Below are 24,031 nucleotides of genomic sequence, written 5' to 3' on the forward strand. Positions count from 1 at the left end.
GCCCCCGACCACCCGAAACGGAGTCCTGCCATGACCTCCAGAAGAGCGCCGCGCCTTCCGCCCCTTCCCGCCCGTTCCCACTGTCTGGAACCGCCATGTCTGACAACCCCCAGGCCGAAGCCACCACGGCCACGGTGAAGTTCCCGCACCGCAGCAGGCGCGGCATCCTGCTCGGCCTGACCGCCCCGCAACTGATCGTCGTGAGCCTCACCGGCCTGCTCCTGCTCACCGTCATCCTCGCCCGTGGCGTGGTCGGCGCCCTCGAACTCATCCCCGCTTGGGCCACCATCGCCCTGCTCGTCTTCGTTCGCTACCGGGGCCGAGCCCTGGCCGACTGGGCTCCGATCGTCACCCGGTACGTGCTCCGGCGGATGCGGGGCCAGTTGATCTGGCTCGCCCGGCCCTCCCGCCGCCCGGTCCGCGAAGGACTCCTCCACCTGCCCGGTACCGCCGCCAGCCTGCGCGTAGTTACCGCCCCGGACCGCCGGTACGGCGCGGTCCACAACCCCCACACCGGTACGCTGACCGCCGTCGTCAAGGTGTCCTCCCACGCCTACGCGCTGCTCGATCCGGGCACCCAGAACGCCAACGTCAACGGCTGGGGACGCACGCTCGCCGCGCTCGCCCGCACCGGTCAGGTCGCCCGGATCCAGGTGATCGAGCGCACCGTGCCGGACTCCGGCGACGCCCTTCGCCGGTACTGGGAGGAGCACGGCCAGCCCGACGCTCCGGTGGCCGGCGCGATCTACAGCGAGCTGATCCAGAGCGCTGGCCCGGCCGCGGCGCCGCACGAGGCATACGTCGCCATCTCGCTGGACGCCAAGGCCGCGCGACGCCTGATCAACCAGGCCGGAGGTGGTCTGACCGGGTCCTTCAGCGTCCTGGCGCAGCTGACCTCGACCTTCGACCAGGCCGCGCGCACCGCCGGGCTCAACCCCACCGGCTGGCTCACCGCCCACGAGATCGCGGCCGTCGTGCGAACGGCGTACGACCCCAAGGCCCTTGCTGCACTGGACCGTTGGTCCTCCTCCGGGCGTCCCGAGGCCGACCCCGCCGCTGCCGGCCCGGTCGTGGTCGTCGAGAAGTCGGACCACATCGCGACCGACTCCGCCGTCCACTCCACGTACTGGGTGGAGAACTGGCCCCGCACCGAGACGTCGGCGGGCTTCCTGCATCAGCTCCTGTTCACCGCCGGGGTACGGCGGACCCTGTCGCTGTCGTACGAGCCGAAGGGGCTGGACGCCGCACTGCGCGATGTCCAGCGAAAGAAGGCCACCGTGATCGCGGACGCCGCCGAGCGAGCGCGGCGCGGCCAGGTCGACTCCGAAGCGGACTCGATCGAGTACCAGGACATCAAGTCCCGTGAGCGCCAGCTCATCGCGGGCCACGCGGATGTCGCCCTGACCGGCCTACTGACCGTCTCGGCCGACACGGAGGAGGAGCTTCGTTCCGCCTGCGCGGTCGTCGAGACCGCGGCGGTCGGCGCCCAGCTCGACCTTAGGCCGCTCACCTGGCAGCAGGCCGAAGCGTTCACCGCCGCCGCCATGCCGCTCGCTCTCGCCGCCTGATGCCGGCCTTCCTCCCTTCCGAAAGAGCACCCCCATGTCCCGCACCGCCAGCCCGACCGCGCAGGACTTCGTGCCCTTCGCCAGCGCCGCGCTCGATTTCCACCGCGCGCTCAACGTTCCAGGCGGTCCGCTCGTCACCACCCGCGCCGAGTTGGATGCCCTGCACGCCCACCTCGTCTCGCTGCACGGCCTGTTCGACGCCCACGCCGCCCGCACCGGCCAGCTCGTGCCGATCGAGGGCGACCGCCTCCGCGCCGCCCGCACCCGGATCTGGCAGGCCGCCGACCACGCCCATGCCGCCTACCACGCAGCCCCTCGGTCGGACTCCGGCGAGGTCCCGGAACGCGAGGCGTGCCAGGCCGGCCTGCCGGAAGGCGCACCGGAGCTGACCATCTGCCAGCGCCACCAGCGCACCGCGCACCTGGTCCGCCGCCGCACCACGCCGGCCGACCTCCACGCGCCGTTCACCGGCCTCGTCCGCCACTGACCCTGCCTTCCGTCTGGAGAAACGTTCATGCCCCGTACCCGCGCCAGCGCCTCTCACCTGTTCGTCCCCCGGAAGGCATCGCGTGCCGAGCAGCGAGCCGCCCGCGCCGGTTTCGCCGAGGCCCAACGCCAGGCCCGCCTCGCCGGAGCTCCGCCCAAGCGCCGCAACGAGGAAACCCTCGACCCGGAGCTGCGGCCCACCTATCCGCCGTCCGGACGCCCCGGCTCCTCCTCGGCACGCGGCGGCAAGCTCAGCCTGCCCGCCCATCGGATGACCACCGCCACCGTGTCCGGGGCCTATCCGTTCCTCGCCGAGGGCGGCCTGGGCGCGGAGGGCATCTTCATCGGCCGCGATGTCCACGCGGAGGCCGCGTTCTGCTACGACCCGTTCTCGCTGTACAGCAGCGGCCGGATCGAAGGCTTCACCAACCCCAACGCGGTCCTGGCCGGGATCATCGGCATGGGCAAGTCCGCGCTGGCCAAGTCCATAGCCACCAGGGCGATTGCCCACGGCTACCGGGTCTACGTGCCGTGCGATCCCAAGGGTGAGTGGACGGCCGTCGCGCAGGCTCTCGGCGGCTACAGCATCGCCCTGGGACCGGGGCTTCCGGGCAGGCTGAACCCGTTGGATGCTCCGGCCCGACCAGCCGCGGTGAGCAAGGACGACTGGTCGACCGAGGTCCGCAAGCGCCGTCTCCTGCTCCTGGCCGGCCTCGCGCGCACCGTGCTGAAGCGCGATCTCCTACCGATGGAGCACACTGCCCTGGACCTCGCGCTGGACCTGGTCGTCGCCGAAGCCGAGGCCGGCGGCACCGTGCCGCTGCTCGGCGAGATCGCGCACACCCTCGGCTCGCCCGAGCGCCTCGACCGGGCCCTCGGCGACCAGGCCGGGCATATGGGGCCCGCCGCACAGGACCTCGCGCATGCACTCCGTCGTCTCGTTCACGGCGACTTGAGCGGCATGTTCGACGCGCCCTCGACCGTGGTCTTCGACCCGACCACCCCGATGCTGTCCATCGACCTTTCCCGCCTCGGCGGCTCGGGCGACGACACCGCGCTGGTCCTCGCGATGACCTGCGCGAGCGCCTGGATGGAGTCCGCGCTCGCCGACCCTGACGGGGGCAGGCGGTGGGTGATCTACGACGAGGCATGGCGTGTGATGAGGCATGTCGGCCTGCTGGAGCGCATGCAGAGCCAGTGGAAGCTCAGCCGAGGTCTCGGTATCGCGAACTTGATGGTCATCCACCGCCTCAGCGATCTACTGAGCGCGGGCGACGTCGGCTCGCGCGGCCGGGTGCTGGCGGAGGGCCTCCTCGCTGACTGTTCCACCCGCATCATCTACCGCCAGGAGCCCGACCAGCTCGCCGCCGCCGCGTCGCTGCTCGGCCTGACCGGCGTCGAAACCCAGGCCGTGTCCGCCCTGACCAAGGGCCGGGGTCTGTGGAAAGTCGCAGGTCGGAGCTTCATCACTCAGCACATCCTGCATCCGGCCGAACGCGAGCTGTTCGACACCGACGCCCGCATGTCCGCCAACCCCCGTGAGTTCACTGCAACTGACGGCTTCTCAATTCCCATGCAGCGCAAGGAGGTGCGGCGATGAGTCTACGTGGGGTCGTGGGTTCCCGGTCCGGGCTCGTCCCCGGTCTCCGGTTCGGTGTTCCCGAAAACGCCGCCCCACCCCAGCGTCACCCGACGACCGGGCCGGCCGCGAGTCCTGACAGCGGCGCACCGGCCCCGGACTCGAACGACCGCCTCGCCGCAGCCCGAACCGAGGAGTTCACCGGCCTGTTCTACGAGGCCGTTACGGAGGACTTCGGCGCGGTGGCCCGCCTGCACCAGATACTCGAAACCGCCTCCGAGTGGTGTCGCTCCCACGGTGCCCGAAGCAGCGCGTGCGAACTGGACGCCATCGCTGACCGGTTGACCGACCTCGGTGAGGAACTGCATCTCGTGGGGGAGAACGTCGGCCACGAGATCCGCTCCCGGTCGCACCGAGCGGCAGCAGCAGCCAGCCTCTCGCCAGCGGCGTCGGCCCGGGGAACTTCCCCCGGCCAGCAGAGCGACGCTCCGGCTCCCGTCTCATCGTCCACCGCGCGCTCGCTGCCGCGTTCGCGGTGAGGCACCCGTACAGGAACAGGAACAACCATGCCCACCTCTCCCGACTCCTCCACCTCCCCTGACAGCCAGCCGCAAGACACCAGCGAACAGGCGGCATGGCGGGTGCGCGTCCAGGCCCTGGCCTCCGCCGCTGACGGCATCAGGCAGGCGTCAGACCGATGGGATGCCGTCTCGGACTCGTACTGCGACGAAGACGGCTGGCCCGTCGACGAAACCAGGTACGCCGACGGCAAGGTGGCCAGGGACGCCGCCGCCTGGGAGCACGTCGAGACCTTTCTGACCCACGGCCCCGAAGTCCTCGCCGGTGTACGGGCCACCGCACAACCGGCCGACTACCTTGACGGCGCGATCAGCGCCGACCTGCTGCGCCTGCGGGGGATCGACTCCGTACTGGCGCGGGCGGGTGAGATCCGCCACGAGTGGGATCAGGTCATCGCGCTCATGGAGGGCTCCATGCCCGGGTCGCGGGAGCTCTACGAGGAACGGGCCCAAGAGATCCGCAACTCCGAAGGCTGGCACTACGCCGACGAACTCAGCTACAGCGGAGCGGCGTTGGCCAGGGCTGCCGATCACCTGACCGACCGGATCGGTGTCGCCCAGTCTGCGCACACCGGGCGTGTCCAGGCGGCCCTGGCCCGATCCGCCTCCGGCCAACGCGGTGCCTCTCCCACTTCGCCGCCAGCCTCGGCGGCGTCGGACCCCCCTGCCGCACGCCGCTCGCGCTGACGCATCTAGCACCGCCTTCCGGCGAGGCCAAACCGCCCGATCGCCGGATCCTCAACGAACGCCACTACCCCTACCAGCCCCCGCCCGGCTGCGGCTTCCCGCCGTCGGCCGCTGGGGACGACCGGCCACGGAGAAGCCCACATGCGCCCCGATCAGACCCTGGTCACCCTCCAACGCGAGGGCACACGCATCACTGCGCGCACCAGCGAATCCTTCATCCAGGAAGCCGCCGCCGGCACGTCGGAGCGCGAGCACCAGTACAGCCACCTGACCACACCGCTTCGGCAGCGCGGCCTGGCCTGCACCGTCGAGTACGGCCTCAGTGACTACATCGTCCGCGCCGAACTTCCCGACGGCAGCGCCCTCATCATCTCTCCGCCCCAGGAACCGGCCACCGACCACCCGCCCGGGTATCCGGAGAGCTGGTTGGTGACGCGCGGGCATCCCGATGACTCCACGCTCCACGAAGTGATCTACGACTCGGAGCCCGACGGTCCTCACGCCCTGTACGGCGGCAGCGTCCCCCGCCTGCTCGCCGCCCTCGACGCTCGCCTGGATCTGCTCGGCCTGCCACCCCGACCGGAACCCCGGCGACTCGCCCAGGAGAGCGCTGCCGACGCAGTGCTCCACCGTGCGGGCTTCGTCCCCGTCGTGCTGTTCCGTGAACGCTTCCACCGACTGCCCTCGGCCATGACCAACCTGGTCGAGCAGCGGGAGATGGTGACCCGGGCCTTCGACATGCTGCAGGCCGAGGGCTTCGACGTCTCCTGCGATCCCGACCTGCTCGACCCCAGCCGGCCGCCCCCTGGCGATCACGGGCTCAGCCTCGGCGACCGGCTCGGCTACCTGACCGAGTCCATCCAGTCGGCGGCACATACGAGCGAGGCCGTAGCCGCACTGAGCGAGCTGACCGCTCCCGGTGACGGCGTTCTCCAGCGCGTCGTGGAGTCCCTCAACACGACGGCCGACTGGTGGGAGGGCCTGGGCGAACCCGTCGATCCCCACTACGCGAACCGACTGCGCTACATCACCAAGAAGCTCGACTCCTACGCGTTGGAGATTCGGTCCATGCGCGGCGATCTGGCCGACCGGCACACCTACCACCCCGACAAGGTCCTGGTCCGGGTGGACCGAGTCGCTCCGGAGGAGCCTGCGGGGTCCCGCGTCGCCGCCGCTCTCGCGGTCTCGCCGACCGCACGGCGCATGACCCCGGCGGCGGTGCCGTCAGCTCGGGCCGTACGTCCCGCCCTGCCGACCGCAAGCCCCTCGTCCGCACCCGGTCGCTGACCACTGCCCACCTCGGAGCCCGCCATGACTCGCACCAGCAGAACCATCCCCGCCCTCGACCGCCCCTCTACCCATGCCCGCACCGGATGGATCCGCCATGCCCACCCCCGAGCACGACCCGCTTCCCGACATCGCATTCGGCCGCCACCCCGACTTCGGCATCGTCGCCTCCAACCCCAAGCAACTGGCGGCGAGCGCCTGGATGTTGAAGGGATTCGACTTCCACCCCATCCCCGACCACTCCAACCTGTACGCGCTGGCCAACCAGCAGCGCGACGGGCAGGACCGCGCCACCCGGGCTGTCGCGCTGCTGCGCAAGGCCGGCTACCGAGTTGATGTGGACGCCGCGTTCGACCCCTCTCTAGCCTCCGTGCCAGCGCCCGCCCGCGACCGGCCCCCGCGCGCTGAGCCGGACGTCGCGTTCGCCGAGCATCCGCAGCTCGGCGTGGTCGCCGCCACCGCCGACGGTTCCTCCGCTCTCGGCGGCCGACTCATTCTGGAAGAGAACGGCTGGCGGCATAACCCGAGCCTGGACATCTACACGCTGCCGATCACCACCGACCGTGGCCAGGCGCTCGGCAAGGTAGCTCAGGCCACCGTGGCGCTGCACCGCGCCGACCTCCAGGTCGCCGTGCAGCCCGCCCTCGTCCCGGACATCACCGCGCGCCGCCCGCCCGCACCGTCTGCGGCAGCGCGCCATGAACGCAGCCCGGACGTCGCCCCCCGCAGGTTCCCCGTCATGAACGCCGCCGCGCTCGCCGCCAGTCCCGCCCGCGCCGGCCTGCCCGGCAAACCTCCGGTCCCCACGCCCGCCGCCTCCGTCCCGGTCTCCCGCCCGGTGGACCCGCGCGTGGCGTTCTCCCGCACCCGCTGACACCCAACACCCGTAAGGAAAAGCTCCCATGGCCGTGAAAACCATCTGGCACATCGACTTCTCGTGCGGGCACAGCGTCGCCCGTGACCTGTCCGACCGGGCAGCCGACCGTCGCGCGGGCTTCGCCGAATGGCTCGCCAAGCAGGAATGCACCGATTGCTGGCGATCGGCGAAGGAGGGCGACGAGCAGGACAAGGCCGCCTGGCTGGAGGCCAAGCGCGCCGGAGAGCAGGCCGAGTCCGATGCCTGGTCGGAGCAGTACCGGATGCCGCCCCTCGAAGGCCGCGAGCGCGCCGTCGCCTGGGGCGTGCGCTGCCGCCACCAGGTCCTGGCTGCCGCCTACACCGCTCTGGTCCTCGAAGGCGAGACCAGCGAGGCGGAGTGGGAGGAGATCGAGGCGACGGCTCGCACCATCACCCGCGCCGGGTGGTGGATCGACCAGCGCTCCTCCGAGCCCGGCGACCTGACCGAGCTGCTCCAGGCGGCCACCGTAGCCGACCGGCCCACCGAGAACCCCCACTTCTGACCGCCCGGTGCCCCGCCCCGGCGGGGCACCGGATACCTCTCCCTGCCAGTGATGCGGACACCCCATGCCCGAGTACCCCCTGCGCTGCGATGTGCGGCGCACCGAGAGCACCACCGATCTGCTCGCCGACCTCCACCGCAGCGAGCCTGGCTTCGCCCCCTACCTGCTCACGGCCTGGTCGCCAGAGTTGACCGCCCAGGACACCGTCGTCCTGCCGTACCTGGCGCTGCTGCTCGACGAGCCCCTGGCTTTGCGGAAACCGCGGACCGGACACACCGCGTCCCAGCGGCTCACCTGGCACTGCACAATCCGCATCACCACCGGCGTGGAACTCGACGACGACGACTGGTTCGAGCTGACGCGTGAGGTCCTCGACGCCACCGGCATCGAGCCGGACGACGACCCGGCCGCCTGCCGGTGGGCCGCCCTGCGCAACCAGGCCCACGGACTCGACATCGTCGCCACCGTCATCCGCCAGGACGGCCGCTGGGCCCGGCTGCACAACGACGCGTACTTCGCCCGCTCCGCCTGCGCGGACTTCGCCTACGACCACGGCCTCGACGAGCCGCGGTGACCGCAGGCGTCTATCACCCATCTCCGGCCGGGCCAAATCGCGGATTCTGCGGATCCTCTCTCCCTGACGGCCCGGCCACCCGGGCTCCCGTTCGCCACTCCCCTTCGAGGTAGACGCCGTGATCGCCCACCTGCAGCGCGCCAGCCACACCGCCGGTCTGCTCACGTATCTGTACGGGCCGGGCGAGCGCGGCAACCACACCAACCCCCGCCTGATCGCCGGGGACGGCCACGGCGCCCCGATCGAGATGCTCGCCCAGCCCGACGCCATGCCGTACCTCGCCCGCGCCCTCGACGCACCCGTCGACCGTCTCGGGGCCCGCGCACCCGAGCGGCCGGTGTGGGTCTGCTCGGTCCGCTCCGACCTCCGGCATCCCGACCTGACCGACTCGCAGTGGGCCGAGGTGGCCCGCCGGGTGGTGGCGGTCACCGGCATCGCCCCGGACGGCGATCCGCACGCCTGCCGGTGGATCGCCCTGCGCAACCAGCCCCACCGGGTCTACGTCGTGGCCACTCTCGCCCGAGAGGACGGCAGCCTCCACAACGCCTACCGCGACGCCTTCCACCTGCAGACCGAGTGCCACCGCATCGCCACCGAACTCGGCCACCTGCCCCTGGCCCCACGCCCAACACCCCTCGCCCAGGAGTCCCACGTTCCTGCCCCCTACGTCACCATCAATATCGAGCCCAGCGGCAGCGTCTCAGCGAGGGGCGCCAGTGACGACCTGTCCGCCACGCTCCTCAAGCACGCCGGATTCCAGCAGATCGAGGACTGGTACGGCCGCCGCCACCGCCTTCCGACCACCACCCCGACCGCTGACCGCGCTGCCATCGCCTCCCACGCAGCCGAGATGCTCCGCGCCGCCCGGTACAGCGTCGACCTGGACCCCGACCTCGACACCAGCCGGTTGACCACCCCAGCCAACCCTCTCGGGCTCTACACCGCCGGAGCCGAAGTCCTGCGGCTGACCGACCAGATCAGGGCCGCCGAGAACGGCGCCGGCCTTGCGCAGGCGGTCGATCACCTCCTTCATCCCGAGCACGGCGCCCTGGAACGCGTCCGGGAAGCGCTGGAGGCGGCAGGCGAGCAGATAACCGACCTCGACGACGAGGCGTATGCACTGGCCGACCGGTTCGGCTTCGCTGCGGAGTTCGTCAGCTCGGCGCAGTCGGAACTCGTCGGATCGGATACCGAGTTGCGCCGTGTCGGCGACTCGCAGCAAGACCAGGTGGAAGTGCGAGAGGAGTCCCCAGCCCTCACGGGCTCCCGAAGTGCGGCGCTCGCCACATCGCCTGCGGCGGCCAAGGCCAAGGCGTCCTCAACGCTCGGCGCTGGAGCACCGGAGGTCGGCGCGGCCGTATATCCGTCGCAGGTCCCCGGTCACCGGACCCGGTGACCCCGATGCTCTCCTCCCCTACCCCCTCCGCCAGCCTGCCGCGCACCTACCTCATGCGGGCCACCGACGCCCTGGCCAGCACGACGGCCACCTACGCGATCCCGCTCCTGGTCCTGATCACCACCGGCTCCACCGCCCTGACTGGTCTCGCCTTCCTGCTGGAGTGGACGCCGCGCCTGGCCGCCTTCGCCTTCGCCGGATCACTGGTCGACCGGTGGGGTGCTGGCCGCGTCTTCCGAGCGTCCAACCTTGTCCGTACCGCCGTGGTCGCACTGGCCGGCGCGGTGCTGCTGACCCTCCCCAGCGCCGGAGCTGCGACCACCTGCGTGGTCCTGGCGTTCGGGGCTGCCTCCGGGCTGCTGGCGGAGGTCTCCTTCGTCGCGGTGGAGACTCTCGGTGTCGAGGCCAGCCGCCGGTTGGACGATGCCGCGCACCGTGTCCAGGCCGTGCAGACCGGGATCGACCAGGGCGCGGTGCTCGTCGGTCCGCTCCTGGGTGGTCTGTTGTTGTTGGCGGGGCCGACCGTGCTGCTGACCCTGGTCGGGGCATTGGCTCTGACCGCCGCCGCGACCACGCCGAGCGGCGGAACCGTGGCGGATCACCGCCCGGTGCCCAGCAGTCTTCTGACCGGGTGGCGGACCCTGCGCCGTATCCCGGCGCTTTCCTGGCTGGTCGGCGGTCTGGCCGCCTCCAACTTGGCCACCGGTGTCCTGCAGGCCGCCGCCCCGATCACGGTCATCCACCACTTCCACTACTCCGCCGCCGCCGTAGGTGCGGTCTGGAGCGCGGCAGCCGTCGCCTCCCTGATCGCCGTGTCGGCCACCCGCCGGGCGATCGACTGCTTCCAGGTCTGGCCGGTAGGCGCGGTGGCCGCCGCTGCCTCGACGGCAGCCTGCCTGGCGACCGCCCTGGCCCCGAGTTTCACCGCCTACACCGCGGCGGTGGCGGTGGTCATGGCTGGCGACGGCGCGCTGACCGTCATCCTGCGCACGCTGCGCTCCCGCCTCATCCCCGCCCAGGCGTTCGGCTCCACTCTGGCGGTGACGATCATCCTGGTGCTGCTGCCCCTTCCTCTGGCCGGAGCTCTGATCGCGGCCGTTCCCACCGCTGAACTTCCGCACCTGTTGCAGGCGTGCGCCGTCCTGCAGGGCCTGGCACTGGGCGGGTGCTTCGGCGGCCTGCGTCGGCACCGAGCGGCCTGCGAACGGTCCCACCTGCAGGTCCCTGTGCTCAAGGAGCAGCCAGTCCAGCCGGCGGACGCACCGTGACCAGCGGCTCAACGGCTCAGTGAATCTCGACCTTTCTTCCCTTTCACTCCCAACTCCCGCCCCACGGAGGCTGTCCCATGTCCCGATGCACTCGTATCGGAGATCCGCTGCTGATAGTCGTCGGCGGAACCGACCCCGTATACCGGGGCTACTGCGTCGAGCAGGCCGCTGCCGCATATCCGATCGCGTTGATCGACGCCAAGCCGCCAACCTGGCAGGAGCACCTGGTCGTCGACCACGAGGTCGCCGACACCCACGACCCTGCGGCCGTGGTCGCCGCCGGCTTGGCCCTGGCCGAGCGCCATCCCATCGCCGGAGTCGTCACCTGGGACGAGTACGCCCTGGTCCCGACTGCGGAACTCGTCGCCCGCCTAGGGCTTGCGGGCAACAGCGTGGCGTCGATGAACGCCTGTCGGGACAAGGCGACCAGCCGCCGTCGGTTTGCCGAGGAGCAGGTGCCGTCGGCGACGTCCACCCGCGTCGGCACCCTGGCCCAGGCGGCGGCTGCCGCGCACCGCACCGGCTTCCCCGTCGTCCTCAAGCCCTCCGCGCACGCGGGCAGCATCGGCGTGATCCGCGTCGACAATCCACAGGAGCTGCCCGCTGCCTGGGAGTTCGCCTCCGCCGGAGCCGGTGAGCAAGGACCGGAGGGCAGCGGCGTGCTGGTCGAGGAGTACCTCTCCGGGCCGGAGATATCGGTGGAGTGCGTCACCCAGTACGGCGTCACGACGGCGCTGGCCGTAACCCGCAAGGAGGTTGCCTTCCCGCCGTACTTCGAGGAGGTTGGCCACACCGTCACTGCCGGAGACCCGCTCCTGCCCGAGGTCGCCCCCGCCGCTGTCCAGGCCGTGCGGGCGCTGGGCGTCACCGACGGCGTGCAGCACGTAGAGATGCGCCTCACCGCCTCCGGCCCGCGGATCATCGAGGTCAACTCCCGTATCGGCGGCGACCTGATCGGCAAGCTCGTCCATCTGGCCACCGGCCTCGACCTGCCCCGGATCGCCGCCGACGTCGCCTGCGGCAAGGTGCCCGACCTCACGCCCTCGACGCACACCACCGCCGCGATCAAGATCCTTTATCCCCCGGCCACCGGCACCCTCTCCGCACGGCACCTGGTCGTCGAGCCCGATGGCCCGTGGCTGCGCCAGGCGGCCTGGCTGCGCGCCATCGGCGACCGGGTCGCCCTGCCACCGGACGGAAATCTGGACACCAAGCGGGTCGGCTTCTTCATCGTCACCGCCGACAGCCCCGCCGCCGCCCACGACCGGCTGGAGGCCCTGACAGAGGGGCTGACTCTGGCGGTCACGGCGTGAACCGAGCGCTGTCTCCATCCGCCATCAGGCCGGCCAAGGGCCGAGGGGCCTAGCCATCCAGGTGGGGCACGCACTGCGCATTCTCCCCACCTACTCGGCGCCGATCCAACACCACGACCGAGGAGGAACAGTGCCCGAGTTCTACCCGAGCATCGGCGAGGCCATCGGCGCCGCGATGCAGCACAACATCCGGCTTGCCCACGGCGGCGAGGCGTCCGGCTCCGACGCGCCCCTGCAGCTCCGATACCTGCCCCATCCGTCGGCCGCCCCGTACTCCGTCCCGGGGATGATCGCCCGGCTCACTGAGACAGCAACTCCCCATGAAGTCGCCGGAATTATCGAGGAGGTCAACGGAGCACTGGTCGGGGCCCTCCCACAGCTGACCGAGCTTGTGGCCGCGGCAGCCGACTGGACCCGGGCCCGCCTGACCTTCGAGGACCCGCACCACAACCCGACCTTCGATACGTGGACACGGCTGGCCGCCGCCACCCGCCTGTTGCGGGACGTCCAGGAGGAGCTGGAGGTCGCCGAGGACATGGTCGCCGCGTGTCCTGCGGAACTCGGCGACCCCAAGTACCGCGACGAAGTGCCTGTCCTGCGGACCCGGGAACTGCTCAGCGACGCCCTCGGTGACGACGCGGTCGCAGACACCAAACCGTCCGCCGCCCAGAACCCAGGAGCGGACCGGCAGCGAGCCGCCCGCGCCTCCTCCCCGCACGCTGCCACCCGGCGGGCCACGCCCTCCGCCGACGCGATGTCCGAACCACCGGCCACCGCGCCGCCGCCCCGGTCGCCGCGCACCCGATGACCTCGATCACCGACCCCTCCCCCGAACAGGAGTTGCCCCGATGACCAGCAGAAGAGCGCCGCGCGCCCCGCCCCGCCTTGTCCGCTCTCCCTCCCTGGATCCGCCATGCCCGCCCCGCGTACCAGCGCGCCCTCGACCACCACCGGCACCGACGCGCTCCTCTACCTCCTGTTCGGCGTCCTCGGCGCCGCCATCGCCTTTGGCTCCCTCGCCTGGCTGACCGGCAACCTCACCAACTCCCTCGTCGGCGCCGGCCCCTGGGCGCCGTTCAAGACCACCGACGCGCTGCTTCACCCCGACATGCTGTGGCCATACCTGAGCCCCACCGCCCTGCTGGTCGGCGCGCGGCTCGTCCCCGGCCTGCTCTCCATCTGCCTCACCATCACCAGTCTGGTCCTGTGGCTGCGGCTGTACGGCGGCGCGAAGAACGGCCTCGCCCGCAAGCAAGATCTCGCCCCGCTGCTGGACAAGGAGATCACCGCAAAGGCGAAGAGCCTGCGGCCGAGCCTGTCCGATCTCAAACCGAAGGAGGTCGCTCCCGCCGACCGCGGCATCCTCGTCGGCACGCTCTCCCCTGGCCGGGCCGAGGTCCGCGCCTCCTGGGAGGACGTGATCGTCGCGATCATGGCCCCGCGCTCTGGCAAGACGTCCGGGCTGGCGATCCCCGCGATCCTCGCCGCTCCCGGCCCGGTGCTGCTGACCTCGAACAAGGCTGCGAACGATGCCTTCACCGCGACGGTGGACGCACGCGCCCAGGTCGGCACGATCTGGACGCTCGACCCGCAGCAGATCGCCCACCACCCGCGCGAGATGTGGTGGGACATCCTGGCCGACGCCCGCGACCTTGCCGGGGCGAAGCGTTTGGCCGGGCACTTCGTCGCCGCTTCGGTGGACGAGTCGAACGGCTCCGACTTCTGGTCCACCGCCGCATCGAACACACTCGGTGCGCTGTTCCTGGCCGCCGCCAGCCATCGGCGCCCGATCACGGACGTCCTCGCGTGGCTCGCCTCCCCTGCTGACCGCACTCCGGTGGACCTGCTCACCGATGCCGGCCACGACGCGGTCGCCGCCCAGCTCCAGGGCACCGTCAGCGGGGCCACGGAAACGCGGGACGGCATCTACGAGACCGCGCGGCAGTACGCGAGCTGCCTGCTCGACCCGGACGTCGCCGCCTGGGTCACCCCCAGCAAGCAGCTTCCCGAGTTCAAGCCCTCCGCGTTCGCCAGCTCCCGCGACACGTTGTACCTGCTCAGCAAGGACGGCGGCGGCTCGGCATCGGCGATCATCGCCGCGGCGGCCGATGGGGTGATGCGAGCGGCCGTGGTCGTCGCCGAGCGCTCCGGCGGGCGGCTCGACCCGCCCGCGCTGTGCGTCCTCGACGAGGCCGCCAACGTGTGCAAAATCTCCGATCTCCCCGACCTATACAGCCACTTGGGCTCACGGGGTGTCATCCCGATGACGATCCTGCAGTCCTACCGGCAGGGCCAGCGGTGCTGGGGCGAGGCAGGCATGGACGCCCTCTGGTCCGCCGCGACGATCAAGATCATCGGAAGTGGAATCGATGACGCCGACTTCGCCGACCGTCTGAGCAGGCAGGTCGGTGACCACGACGTGCAGACGACGTCGGTGTCGACCAGCGACGGTGGCAAGTCCACCTCGGTGAGCATGCGCACCGAGCGGATCCTGCCCCCCGACGCGATCCGCGCGCTGCCCAAGGGGAGGGCGCTACTGCTCGCCACTGGTATCCGGGTGGCGATGCTCGACCTGCGGCCCTGGTACAAGGAGCCCGCCGCAAAGGTGGTCGGTCCGGCCTCGGCCCGCGCGACGAAGGCCATCACGGAGCGGGCCATCGCCAAGTCCCTGGGCCGCGACGACTTCGGGCTGTCGGCATGAGCGCCCCGACGCTCAAGGTGCTCTCGCTCGGTGCCGGGGTTCAGTCGACATGTCTGCTGCTCATGGCCGCCGAGGGCCATCTGCCCGGCCTGGACGTGGCGATCTTCGCGGACACAGGCTGGGAGCCCCGCGCCGTCTACGACCATCTCGAACGGATCGAGCGGGAGATCGCCGAGCCCGCCGGCATCCCGGTCCTGCGGGTGTCCTCCGGCAACATCCGATCCGATGCGCTTGACCCCTCCAAGCACTTCGCCTCGATGCCGTTGCACATCCTCAACTCCACTGGCAGCGAGGGGATGTCACGACGCCAGTGCACCGGCCAGTACAAAATCCGGCCGATAAAGGAGAAGGTCCGCGAGCTGCTCGGCTACCCCTACCCGCAGCGTATCCCCGCCGGGGTGTTCGTCGAGCAGTGGATCGGTATCTCGGTGGACGAGTTCACGCGGGCGAAGGACGCGGACGTCGCCTACATGAAGAACCGGTTCCCGCTGATCGAGACCGGGTTCTCCCGCTCGGACTGCCTGCGGCTGCTGCGCTCGCGCGGGTTCGGCCAGACCCCGAAGAGTGCGTGCCTGGGGTGCCCGTACCACGGCAACGCCCAGTGGCGATCACTGCGCGACGGCTCGCCCCAGGAGTGGCGCGACGTCGTGGAGTTCGATGCCGCGATCCGTTCGGGCAACGCGCGGGCGACCGCGGAGGGCACGCCGCTGCTCGGGCAGGCGTATCTGCACCGCAGTCGCCGGCCTCTGGATCAGGCGCCGATCGACCGGGTCACCGCCCACGAGTGGTCCGGACGTCAGGGCGACATCTTCGACGCGCTCGCGGACGCCGAACTGGAGAACGGTGATGCGGACGGCTGCTCGCCCTGGTCCTGCCGCTCCGGCGCCCCCGTCCAGGCCGACGTCGACCTCACGGCCTGACTTTCCCCCTCTACCTGTTCAGGAGTCCCCTCGTGTCCTCGCGCACTCCACCCTCCCCTCTGGCACGCTCCGAACGCCTCGCCCGGTCACCGGCCGTCCGGCGTGGCGGTCAGTGGTGGCTGGTCACCGGTTCCGGCTCGATCCTCGCCACCGATCCGACGTTCACCGGCGAGTTGGACCGCTTCGCCGCCACGATGGCCGCCGCAGACCAGGCCATCGCCGATCTCCGCTCCCAGCAGGACGATCCGCCGACTCCCCATCCCGGGCGGCAGTGATGACCCCGCTGCTGAGTGCCGAGCAGGCGGTGCTCGGCTCGGTGCTGCTCGACCCCGGCCAGCTCGCGCACCTGGACTGGCTCGCGCCGGATCACTTCTACCGGCCGGTCCACCAGGCGCTGTTCGCCGCCCTGTGCAAGCTCCGGACCGACGGCCACCCCGCCCTGGCGACCAAGGAACCGGTGCCGCTGTCCTGGGTGACCGATGCGGTCGACGAGGCCGGGCACCACGTCCGGGGGCTGACTGCGGTATACGCCCACATCCTGATCTCGGCCTGTCCGCGCCCCGAGCACGCCCCGGTGTACGGCCGGATGGTGCTGGAGGGAGCGATCCACCGCAGCGTGACCGAGCACGCGATCCGCCTCCACCAGGCAGCCCGTGCCGACGCTCTCCAGGGCCAGGTGGAGGGAGCGCTGCACCATGCGGACGTCCTGGCCGGGGTACTCGGGGACCTCGCGCGGCGCTGGGGGTCCGAACCGAGCCCGGTCGCCCCGGCCGCGCCGCCCTCCACAGCATCCGTCGCGCCGCCGCCGGTTCGGGCGGACCGGGTCGCCGAGGACGAGCAGTTCCTGCTGGCGGTCCTGGTCGAGCGGCCGAAGGCGATGGACGAGGTCGTCGGCTGGCTGCGACCGGGCGACTTCGCCGACTCCGCCCACGGCCAGCTCTACCGCTGCCTGGGCGCACTGCACCACCGCGGCGAGCCTATCGACCGGATCACCGTGCTGTGGGAAGCCCAGCGGCGCGGTCTGCTGGCCGACGGCAGGCTGACCGCCGAACAGCTCACCGCCATCTGCGATGGTGTCGGCCCTGGCAGCGCCGAGTGGCTCGGTGAGCAGATCATGCGCTCCTCCGTCGCCCGCACGGCCGCCACCTCCGCCCGCGTCATCCGTGCCCTGGCCGAGAACGAGACCCTGGCCCCCGGGCGGCTCATCAGCCACGCCCTGCACGCGCTCGGGCCGCTCGACGAAGTGCGTGCCCGTTGGCAGACCGCGAACGGCCACTCCGCGCCGACGCCGCCGCCCGCGTCGCCGACCGAGGGGCCTCCGACGGCGCGGGTCCACGCAGCCCTCGCCCGCAGCACACCGCGACCGGCCGCACGGCCTTCGGAACGCCCAGGCTCTGCCTCCACGCCATCAGCCTCGCGATCACCCTCGCGCACCCACGGCTGAACCGTCCTCACCCACCAACCCAGTCCATCCGACTGTCCTCACCTCTGGAACGCACCGTGGACAACACCCCCATCTCCGACGCCCTGGCCCTGCGTGCCACGGCCTCCGCCTTCGATGCCCAGCGCGGCAAACTGCCGGTGCCCGGAGACCCTCACCGCTCACACGACGCCGTCGCCGTCGCACGCCAGATCTCCGAACTCGGAGAGCTGATCACCGACTTGGGCGACGAGGTCCTCTTCCGTGCCGCCGGCCAGGACCAGGCGCCCCACACCGCTCGGGTGATCACCAGCTTGGCCGCCGCCGTCGTGCCCGCGGGCGAAGCGGCTTCCGCCTTGGGAGCGGTGGCCCACCAGCTCGCCTTCCTGAACCAGACCGAGAGTCTGCGCGACCAGCCCGACGCCAGGGATGCCCGGGAGGCAGCCGTACGGGTGCTGGAGGACGCGCTCGCCACCGCCGACGCGGCCCTGCACGACGGGGCCAACTCCCTGCACTCCGCATCGGCAACGGTCTCTCCCCCGTCCGTTCGGCTCCAGGCTGCCCGCAGCCGGTCCACGACCACCGCGCCCACTCTGGGGTCGCCGCCTCCCGACGTCACCACGGCGGTGGCGTCCTCCTCGGACCGAATCGCACGGGGCCGGTGACATGGAGACCCCAACCGCGCGAGGGCCGTTGATCGGCTCGCTCTGCTCGGGGTACGGCGGTCTGGACCTCGGGGTCCAGGCCGCCCTCGGAGGCACCCTGGCCTGGCACGCCGAGATCAACCCCGACGCCGCGCGCATCCTGGCCCGGCACTGGCCCGGTGTGCCCAATCTGCAGGACATCACCGCCGTCAACTGGGCCGATGTGCCTCGGGTGTGTGTCCTGACGGCCGGTTTTCCTTGTCAAAGACGTCTCCGTCGCCGGCCGCCGGGCCGGACTCAACCCCCACACCCGCTCGGGGCTGTGGCTGCACGTCGCCCGTGCGGTCGAAGCCCTCCGCCCCTGCTTGGTGGTGATCGAGAATGTACGCGGACTCCTCACCTCGCCCGCCGGTTCCCCTGGCGACGTGGAATTCTGCCCGTGGTGTCTGGGAGACGACCCAACCCAGCCTCCTGTGCGGGCACTTGGTGCCGTACTCGGCTCCCTGGCCGATCTCCGGTACGACGCGAGGTGGCTCGTGCTTCGTGCCTCCGACGTCGGAGCTCCCCATCGTCGCGAGCGGACCTTCCTCACCGCCTGGCCCGCCGAGCACCCTGCTCAAGACCCCGACGAGCAACATCGGCAAGAACGGCGGCTCCCAGCACCCGTCGAAGCGGAAGAGCGGCGGCCACGGCCCGAACCTGGCCGACGAGGTGGAGTGGCTGCTGCCCACGCCGAAGGCGTCCGACGGGATCAAGGGCTCGCCGAACCAGCGGCACGGCAACGGGGACATGACGCTGCCGAGCGCGGCAGCGTCGCTGCTGCCCACCCCGAGGGCGAGCGACACCGGCACTCCTGGCCGCCGTCCGGGCAAGGGCTGGCGCCCACCCCTGTCGGCAGTGGTCCTGCCGCTGTGGGCGGAAGCGGCCCCGGGAGCCGAGGAACCGACGGGCGATGGGGAGCGTACGCCTCCGCCATCGCCCGATGGGAGAACCTCACCCGCCCCGCCCCGGCGCCCACCGACGCTGCCGGACGCCTGCGCGCCGACTTCGTGGAGTGGATGCAGGGCCTGGCCCCTGGCTGGGTGACCGCCACTCCGGGACTCGGCCGACCGGCTCAGCTCACCGCGCTCGGCAACGGCGTGGTCCCCCAACAGGCCGCCTGCGCCGTGCAGTTGCTGGCACCGCCCTTCCCCCGCTGCTCCCGCTGCACCGCGCCGTAGCGCTGCACTACCACCTTTCCCCGGCCGGACTAAATCGCGGAATCTCTGCATCCTCTTGCTCATGCCGACCTGCGAACGGAGCACCGCCGTGACCTCCAGAAGAGCGCGCCGCACTTCGCCCCCGCCCTGCTCGCTCACTCCCTTGGATCCGCCATGTCCGACCCCAGCAAGGCCGCCCCCGAGCCGTTCCGCGTTCCCGACGGCGATCTCGACGATCTCGCAAGCACCCTCGCCAAGACCATGTCGGAGGTACGCCAGCACGGTGTCATCCTCGACCGCCTCGGCTCCGAGCCCGTCTCCACCCCTCAGCCCACCGACGACGCCCCCACCGCGGACACGGCCGACGCCGACAAGGCCGACGTCCCGGCCTCGGTGTTCATCCTCGCCTTGGGCGGCGAGGCGTACGCCATCGAACTGGCCGCGCTCAGCGACTGGGTGAACTACCTGTTCCTGCCGGTCTACGGACGGGAGATCAGCACCACCCGGCCGTGGTGCGACCAGTGGCACGAGCATCCCGAGGCCGTTGCCCGGCTGCACGCGCTCTGGCTCGCGTGGCAGCAGCTCACTGACGCCGAGGCCGGCCTGTCCGGCCCCTCGACGTGGCACCGCGACCACCTTGACCAGGCCCTGGTTCATCTCCGTGCCCCCGACGGCCCCTTCGCCGCATGCACGACGAGCCCGACCCGGCCCAACCACCGTGTGCTGGCCACCCCGGCGCCCGAGCTGGCGGGAGCCACCCAGTGACCACCGAACTCGACTTCCGCCTCGACGACTTCGAGCCCGCCGACGCCGTCTCCGAACTCGCCGAGAGCAGTCTCTGGGCCGGAGACCTGACCGTGCTGGCCGAGCACCACACCACCCCGGAGGGGGCGCACAGCTACCTCGTCGCCCACGACGGGACGACGACCTGGGGCGTCCCCGGTGAACCACAGCTCGTTGCCATCAAGATCACGCGGGACCTACGCGAGCACACGTTCACCTTCGAGACCACGAACCACTCCAGTCTGGCCTTCGCCCAGAACTGGCTGATCGAGCGTGGCTGCCCGCCCGAGCGGATCGCCCAGGCCGGCGGGGACTTCATGAAGCCCGCCGACGATCTCACCCTCTGGATCGAGCAGCAGATCCGGGAGTCAGTCTCTCGCTACAAGGTCCTCGACAGCTGGACCTCGGACTTCGCCCCGTGCGAGACGTGGACGTTGACCCATGACTCCAGCGCCGCTCAGGCACCGATTCGCGTCTTCCTCGAAGAGGGGAACCACGACGCCCACACGTACACGATGCGCGAGGGCGCCTTCGCCGATGAGGCCGCCGCCCGGCACTGGCTGGAAGACCGCACCAGTCCACTGCCTCAGCCGCCGGACTACCGCGGTGAGGCCGCCGCCCGGCTGACCCGCGCCGCGCTCACCCGGTCAGCGGGTGCCTCCGCGATCCCGAAAGCCGGCCTCGACACGGGCAACGCGCCGTCGGCAGGAACGGCCCAGCGCCCGAGCCCTGGGAGGCCGATGTGAGCCGCGCCCGCTTCGCCTTCGCCGCGCACCCGGATGCCATCGCGGACCTGCGCGAACTCCCCGACGACATCCGCGACCTGGCGCTGCTGGAACTGCAGAACCTGGTCCACGGCAGCGACGACTGCCTGCCGCTGACCGGCCGCCTCGCAGGCTTCCACAAGGTGTACGTCGACCCTGCCGTCTCATACCGGATGGTCATCCAGTTCCGCCCGGCCCCGCCCACCTCGACCCACAAACGCGAGATCTACCTCGTCGCGGCCGGTGCCCGGGAGGACTACGCGGTCTACCGCACGGCCCAGCTCCGCACCAACCGCACCGACCTCAACCGGCCCGCCGACACCGACCCGGTGGCCGAGGCGCGAGTCCAGGCAGCCCGATCCCGATCCCCCCACGCGCCGTTCGACCAGACCGCGTCCCTCTCGGCCACCGCACCGGCGGTAACCAGCCCCTCCGCTCCCGCCGCCTCCCGAAAGGCCCTCCTGCGATGACCGCCGACCGCACGCCCCTGGCCCGCACCGAACTGGCCGGGCTGCTCACCGACGCCGCGCAGAGCGTCTCCGGGGTCCTGACCACCGAGTACCCCACCTCCGCCAGCCGCTCCTACCTGCATCCCGTCCTCGGCACGCTGTCCGCCGGCCCCCTGGTGGTCTGCGAGCTGAACGACCGGCTCGAAGGGTTCGTCATCGAGGAACCGCTTCCCTCCACCCCCGCCGGTCTGTTCACCCTGGCGTCCTACGCTTCCGCGCTCGGCTGGCTCACCGAGTCCCTCGCCGAACTGACCGCCTCCGTGGACCAGATCTGCACGCGCGTCGGCATCCCCGCCCAGCCGCCGGACCCGGCCTTCGCCGCGCACTCACCGGCGGAGCAGGACGACGAGTTCGACTTCGCGTTCAGCGCGCTGGAACTGGCCGCCATCCGCACAGCCGCTGAGGCTGCCGGCCTCAGCCCCGGCGACTACGTCGAGGTGCTCTCGCAGTCCCTCCTCGCCGCCTCCCGGATCACCGACGCCTGCATGGAGATCTCCAGCGGCCTGCTCGAAGACGCCGCGTACGTCCTCGGCGAGGCGACCGATCATGTCTGGATCGGTGAGGGCCCCGACAGCCTGCCCACCCTGGTGCGCTCCCTGCTCGCCCGGATGGAGGCGGCCGAATGAACTCCCATGACATGGCGAAACGGCCCGGCGCGCACTTGGTCGCCGAGGAGTTCGGTGTCGAGGACCCCTGGGCGCTGAGCGACGACCATCCGCCCCGCGACCCGCTTCACCTCGTCGGCAGGATGGTCGCCGAGGCCGCTCGCGATGTCGACGAGTTGCACAGCGAGCTGACCCGCGCCGCCCAGTCCGCGATCGAGCTTCTTGAGCCCTTCGGGCGGGGCGACAGCGCTGGCCTGCGCGGCTGGGACGGAATTCTGCGCACCGCAGGTCCGCAGATCGATCTGCTCGCCGCCCGCAGGAGTGCGGCATTCGAGCAACTGAACCAGGCCGTGTCCACGTACCACCGCCTTCTGCCCGAGTCCGACACCGAGCCGGCCTCGAAGGCACCGCGCCAGAGCCGGGACTTGGCTCCGGAGCAGGCGCCGGGGCGGGACGACGACTGGGCCATCGCGGGTGGTCGCCAGCTCGGAGCCCTTGAAGCCGTGGAGGCGGGCGGGCTTCGATTCCACCAGAGCGCGGCCTACGGCTACACCTATCTCTCCGACGGACGGGGCCAACGCCCCAACCCGGAGGTCTGGCCCGAAACCGTCCGGCGGCTGGTCGTCGACGGGCTGTTAGACCAGGACACCAGCGAGGGACTGTACCGGCCTGGACAGCTCCTCTCGCTCACACCGCAGGGCGAGGCGGCCCTTCGAGATGCACGTACGGCCACGCCGCGCGTATCCGCCGCCCTCAGCCGCAGCAACACCGCGGCGATCTCCGACGTCGTCTCCGATTCAGCTGTCACACCCGCAACAAGCGCGGCCACCAAGCCTTCCCGTTCCCGCTGATTCCCCCGGAAAGGACGTCTCCCATGTCCACCGTGATCCACACCCGCCTCCTGGTCGAGCACCGGTACGGCCGCCCGCTGGAGGACCTCCGGCGCGACGGCGCGCATGGTGGTTCGGGCGATCCCGTTCTGCCGATCGTGCTGCGGCGGCTCGGCGGTCTGGCCGAGACGAACGCTCATGCCCGTGCCGCCCGCCGCAACCTCGACGCGGCCTGGCAGCGCTGCCGCTCCGGCGAGCACGCCCTCGACGACCTCGTGCTGCGGTACGCGGCGGAAGTCGTGGACCTCGAACGCCAGGAGCAGTCGGAAGCCGAGGCGGTGTGGGACCTGCTGGACGTCCGCCTCCTGCTGGACCAGCCTGCCGCCCGCCGGCCTTCGGCTCGGCGAACCGCACCTGCGCCGGGCGATGAGGACCTCATGGCCATCGCCCGCCAGGTCGCCGCCCGTCTGCCCAGGCTCAACCGCGAAGCCCTGCGCCAGGGCCTGCGCGACCGAGGCATCCACGTCAGCAACCGCCGCCTCGGCACGGTGCTCCAGCGTCTTCGCGCCGAGCGCGACCCTCACTGATCCGCGCCCCGCCGCCCGATTCACCCTTCGCCATAACGGAGTTACCGCCATGTCCACCCTTGTACAGCCCGCAACCTCCCAGATCGGCTCCGTCGACGCGCAGCGCGTCGAGGACGCGCTGTCTCTGATCGCGCCGAAGTGGACCACCTGGTCGGCGCAGACCCTGGCCCAGCAGGGCGGCCCCATGCGTGTGCGTGATGTCGCCGCCCGCCTCCCCTTCGTCAGCGAGCAGTTCGTCGGCAAGCGTCTGGCCCAGATGCACGCCGACGGGCTGGTGACCCGAGCCGGTGCTCGCCATGGTGCCCCGTACCAGCTCAGCGCGTTCGGCAACTCACTGTCCTCGGTGCACCGGGCGCTGTCCGACTGGTCCCAGGCGCACCTGTCGCTCGGCAAGGTGGCCGGTGCCGAGCGCGCTGAGGACGCCGTGCGCCGTCTGCACCTTCGCCACTCGACCGCCGTGATCCAGGTCCTCGACGCGGGGCCCATGCGGTTCGTCCGCATCGCCGAGGAGGCCGGGCTCGACAACGGCTTCACCCGGCAGCGGCTGATGCGGCTTCAGCTCGACGGCTTGGTCACTCGCACCGGACCGCACCGCGGCGATCCGTACGTCCTGACCGACGCGGGGCGGGCGCTGGGCCCGGTCTACGCAGCCGTCGAGCGCTGGAGCAATCCCGTCGCCGCACCGCGTCCCGCCGCTGCACCGGTCGCGGCGGCCACCCGCACCCACACCGGCATCCCGCTGGGGTCGGACGGCTTCCGTACCGCAGCGGCCCTGCGTCGGAGCACCGCCGCGCCGAGCTCCCTGTTCAGCCACGCTCCGCAGCCACAACCGAGGGTGCCAGCGGCCGTCACTGCCCGGTCCGCCCCATCGCGTGGCCGGTGATCCGCATGGCATCCAGCACCAGATCCGCGTCACCGCCGCCCTCGTGCCCG

27 protein-coding genes and 2 pseudogenes are annotated in these 24,031 nt (G+C 71.4%); all 29 read left to right on the top strand.

Going from position 1 to position 24,031, the window contains the following annotated elements; all coding sequences use genetic code 11:
- Window positions 1-95: 95 nt before the first annotated feature.
- The 29 genes and pseudogenes from AOK08_RS11990 (at window position 96) to AOK08_RS12120 (ending at window position 23,981) form a co-directional block, all read left to right on the top strand.
- Window positions 96-1,568: an SCO6880 family protein gene (locus AOK08_RS11990; protein WP_055525492.1), complete on the top strand. Its 1,473-nt coding sequence runs from the start codon at window positions 96-98 to the stop codon at window positions 1,566-1,568.
- Between the two features lie 34 nt (window positions 1,569-1,602).
- On the top strand, window positions 1,603-2,055 hold the full coding sequence (locus tag AOK08_RS11995; RefSeq protein WP_055525493.1) for a DUF6238 family protein: 453 nt from the start codon (window positions 1,603-1,605) through the stop codon (window positions 2,053-2,055).
- Between the two features lie 27 nt (window positions 2,056-2,082).
- Entirely contained in the window at window positions 2,083-3,654 is a 1,572-nt protein-coding gene (locus AOK08_RS12000) for a P-loop NTPase family protein (protein WP_055525494.1), read from the top strand.
- Entirely contained in the window at window positions 3,651-4,172 is a 522-nt protein-coding gene (locus AOK08_RS12005) for a hypothetical protein (RefSeq protein WP_198539247.1), read from the top strand. Before AOK08_RS12000 ends, AOK08_RS12005 begins: the two co-directional genes overlap by 4 nt.
- 27 nt (window positions 4,173-4,199) lie before the next feature.
- Window positions 4,200-4,898 carry a hypothetical protein gene (locus AOK08_RS12010; RefSeq protein WP_107100924.1) on the top strand — a complete coding sequence of 233 codons (699 nt, stop codon included), beginning with the start codon at window positions 4,200-4,202 and terminating at the stop codon, window positions 4,896-4,898.
- A 141-nt stretch (window positions 4,899-5,039) separates the two neighbouring features.
- Window positions 5,040-6,185, top strand: a complete 1,146-nt coding sequence (locus AOK08_RS47210) for a hypothetical protein (RefSeq protein ID WP_241826924.1) — start codon at window positions 5,040-5,042, stop codon at window positions 6,183-6,185.
- A 97-nt stretch (window positions 6,186-6,282) separates the two neighbouring features.
- A complete protein-coding gene (locus AOK08_RS12020) occupies window positions 6,283-7,059 on the top strand; it encodes a hypothetical protein (protein WP_055525496.1) in 777 nt (258 codons plus the stop codon).
- Between the two features lie 28 nt (window positions 7,060-7,087).
- A complete protein-coding gene (locus AOK08_RS12025) occupies window positions 7,088-7,585 on the top strand; it encodes a hypothetical protein (protein WP_055525497.1) in 498 nt (165 codons plus the stop codon).
- Window positions 7,586-7,649: 64 nt separating this feature from the next.
- Window positions 7,650-8,159, top strand: a complete 510-nt coding sequence (locus tag AOK08_RS12030; protein WP_055525498.1) for a hypothetical protein — start codon at window positions 7,650-7,652, stop codon at window positions 8,157-8,159.
- A gap of 118 nt (window positions 8,160-8,277) precedes the next feature.
- The gene (locus AOK08_RS47215; RefSeq protein ID WP_241826925.1) at window positions 8,278-9,555 is read left to right on the top strand and encodes a hypothetical protein; all 1,278 of its coding nucleotides are present in this window, start codon (window positions 8,278-8,280) and stop codon (window positions 9,553-9,555) included.
- Window positions 9,556-9,560: 5 nt separating this feature from the next.
- Window positions 9,561-10,823: an MFS transporter gene (locus AOK08_RS12040; protein ID WP_079053983.1), complete on the top strand. Its 1,263-nt coding sequence runs from the start codon at window positions 9,561-9,563 to the stop codon at window positions 10,821-10,823.
- A 77-nt stretch (window positions 10,824-10,900) separates the two neighbouring features.
- Complete coding sequence (locus AOK08_RS12045; RefSeq protein WP_079053984.1) at window positions 10,901-12,136, top strand: ATP-grasp domain-containing protein; 1,236 nt, start codon at window positions 10,901-10,903, stop codon at window positions 12,134-12,136.
- Between the two features lie 130 nt (window positions 12,137-12,266).
- On the top strand, window positions 12,267-12,944 hold the full coding sequence (locus AOK08_RS12050) for a hypothetical protein (RefSeq protein ID WP_055525500.1): 678 nt from the start codon (window positions 12,267-12,269) through the stop codon (window positions 12,942-12,944).
- A 105-nt stretch (window positions 12,945-13,049) separates the two neighbouring features.
- Entirely contained in the window at window positions 13,050-14,837 is a 1,788-nt protein-coding gene (locus AOK08_RS12055) for a type IV secretory system conjugative DNA transfer family protein (protein ID WP_055525501.1), read from the top strand.
- Window positions 14,834-15,757 (top strand): adenine nucleotide alpha hydrolase family protein, encoded by a 924-nt coding sequence (locus AOK08_RS12060; RefSeq protein ID WP_241826926.1) that lies wholly within the window; start codon window positions 14,834-14,836, stop codon window positions 15,755-15,757. Before AOK08_RS12055 ends, AOK08_RS12060 begins: the two co-directional genes overlap by 4 nt.
- 32 nt (window positions 15,758-15,789) lie before the next feature.
- Window positions 15,790-16,032: a hypothetical protein gene (locus AOK08_RS12065; RefSeq protein ID WP_063794049.1), complete on the top strand. Its 243-nt coding sequence runs from the start codon at window positions 15,790-15,792 to the stop codon at window positions 16,030-16,032.
- Window positions 16,032-17,201 (top strand): DnaB-like helicase N-terminal domain-containing protein, encoded by a 1,170-nt coding sequence (locus tag AOK08_RS12070; protein ID WP_055525502.1) that lies wholly within the window; start codon window positions 16,032-16,034, stop codon window positions 17,199-17,201. The genes AOK08_RS12065 and AOK08_RS12070 overlap by 1 nt, the downstream gene beginning before the upstream one ends.
- 56 nt (window positions 17,202-17,257) lie before the next feature.
- Window positions 17,258-17,842 carry a hypothetical protein gene (locus tag AOK08_RS12075; protein ID WP_055525503.1) on the top strand — a complete coding sequence of 195 codons (585 nt, stop codon included), beginning with the start codon at window positions 17,258-17,260 and terminating at the stop codon, window positions 17,840-17,842.
- A gap of 1 nt (window position 17,843) precedes the next feature.
- Window positions 17,844-18,026, top strand: a pseudogene (locus AOK08_RS48395) (DNA cytosine methyltransferase); the annotation flags it as partial.
- A 121-nt stretch (window positions 18,027-18,147) separates the two neighbouring features.
- Window positions 18,148-18,420 (top strand): annotated as a pseudogene (locus AOK08_RS48400) (DNA cytosine methyltransferase); the annotation flags it as partial.
- Window positions 18,365-18,907, top strand: a complete 543-nt coding sequence (locus tag AOK08_RS47225) for a hypothetical protein (protein ID WP_241826927.1) — start codon at window positions 18,365-18,367, stop codon at window positions 18,905-18,907. The pseudogene AOK08_RS48400 and the gene AOK08_RS47225, both read left to right, overlap by 56 nt.
- A complete protein-coding gene (locus AOK08_RS47230) occupies window positions 18,904-19,041 on the top strand; it encodes a hypothetical protein (protein ID WP_241826928.1) in 138 nt (45 codons plus the stop codon). The genes AOK08_RS47225 and AOK08_RS47230 overlap by 4 nt, the downstream gene beginning before the upstream one ends.
- Before the next feature lie 153 nt (window positions 19,042-19,194).
- Window positions 19,195-19,785 (top strand): DUF4913 domain-containing protein, encoded by a 591-nt coding sequence (locus tag AOK08_RS12090; RefSeq protein ID WP_055525506.1) that lies wholly within the window; start codon window positions 19,195-19,197, stop codon window positions 19,783-19,785.
- Entirely contained in the window at window positions 19,782-20,549 is a 768-nt protein-coding gene (locus AOK08_RS12095) for a hypothetical protein (protein ID WP_055525507.1), read from the top strand. The genes AOK08_RS12090 and AOK08_RS12095 overlap by 4 nt, the downstream gene beginning before the upstream one ends.
- Window positions 20,546-21,037 (top strand): hypothetical protein, encoded by a 492-nt coding sequence (locus AOK08_RS12100; protein ID WP_055525508.1) that lies wholly within the window; start codon window positions 20,546-20,548, stop codon window positions 21,035-21,037. Before AOK08_RS12095 ends, AOK08_RS12100 begins: the two co-directional genes overlap by 4 nt.
- Window positions 21,034-21,702 (top strand): hypothetical protein, encoded by a 669-nt coding sequence (locus AOK08_RS12105; protein WP_055525509.1) that lies wholly within the window; start codon window positions 21,034-21,036, stop codon window positions 21,700-21,702. The genes AOK08_RS12100 and AOK08_RS12105 overlap by 4 nt, the downstream gene beginning before the upstream one ends.
- Window positions 21,699-22,532: a hypothetical protein gene (locus tag AOK08_RS12110; protein WP_055525510.1), complete on the top strand. Its 834-nt coding sequence runs from the start codon at window positions 21,699-21,701 to the stop codon at window positions 22,530-22,532. The genes AOK08_RS12105 and AOK08_RS12110 overlap by 4 nt, the downstream gene beginning before the upstream one ends.
- Window positions 22,533-22,555: 23 nt before the next feature.
- Window positions 22,556-23,098 (top strand): hypothetical protein, encoded by a 543-nt coding sequence (locus AOK08_RS12115; protein WP_055525511.1) that lies wholly within the window; start codon window positions 22,556-22,558, stop codon window positions 23,096-23,098.
- Window positions 23,099-23,147: 49 nt separating this feature from the next.
- Entirely contained in the window at window positions 23,148-23,981 is an 834-nt protein-coding gene (locus AOK08_RS12120; protein ID WP_055525512.1) for a winged helix-turn-helix transcriptional regulator, read from the top strand.
- Window positions 23,982-24,031 lie beyond the last annotated feature (50 nt).

It is taken from the genome of Streptomyces graminilatus (assembly GCF_001418565.1).
Taxonomy (GTDB): domain Bacteria; phylum Actinomycetota; class Actinomycetes; order Streptomycetales; family Streptomycetaceae; genus Streptomyces; species Streptomyces graminilatus.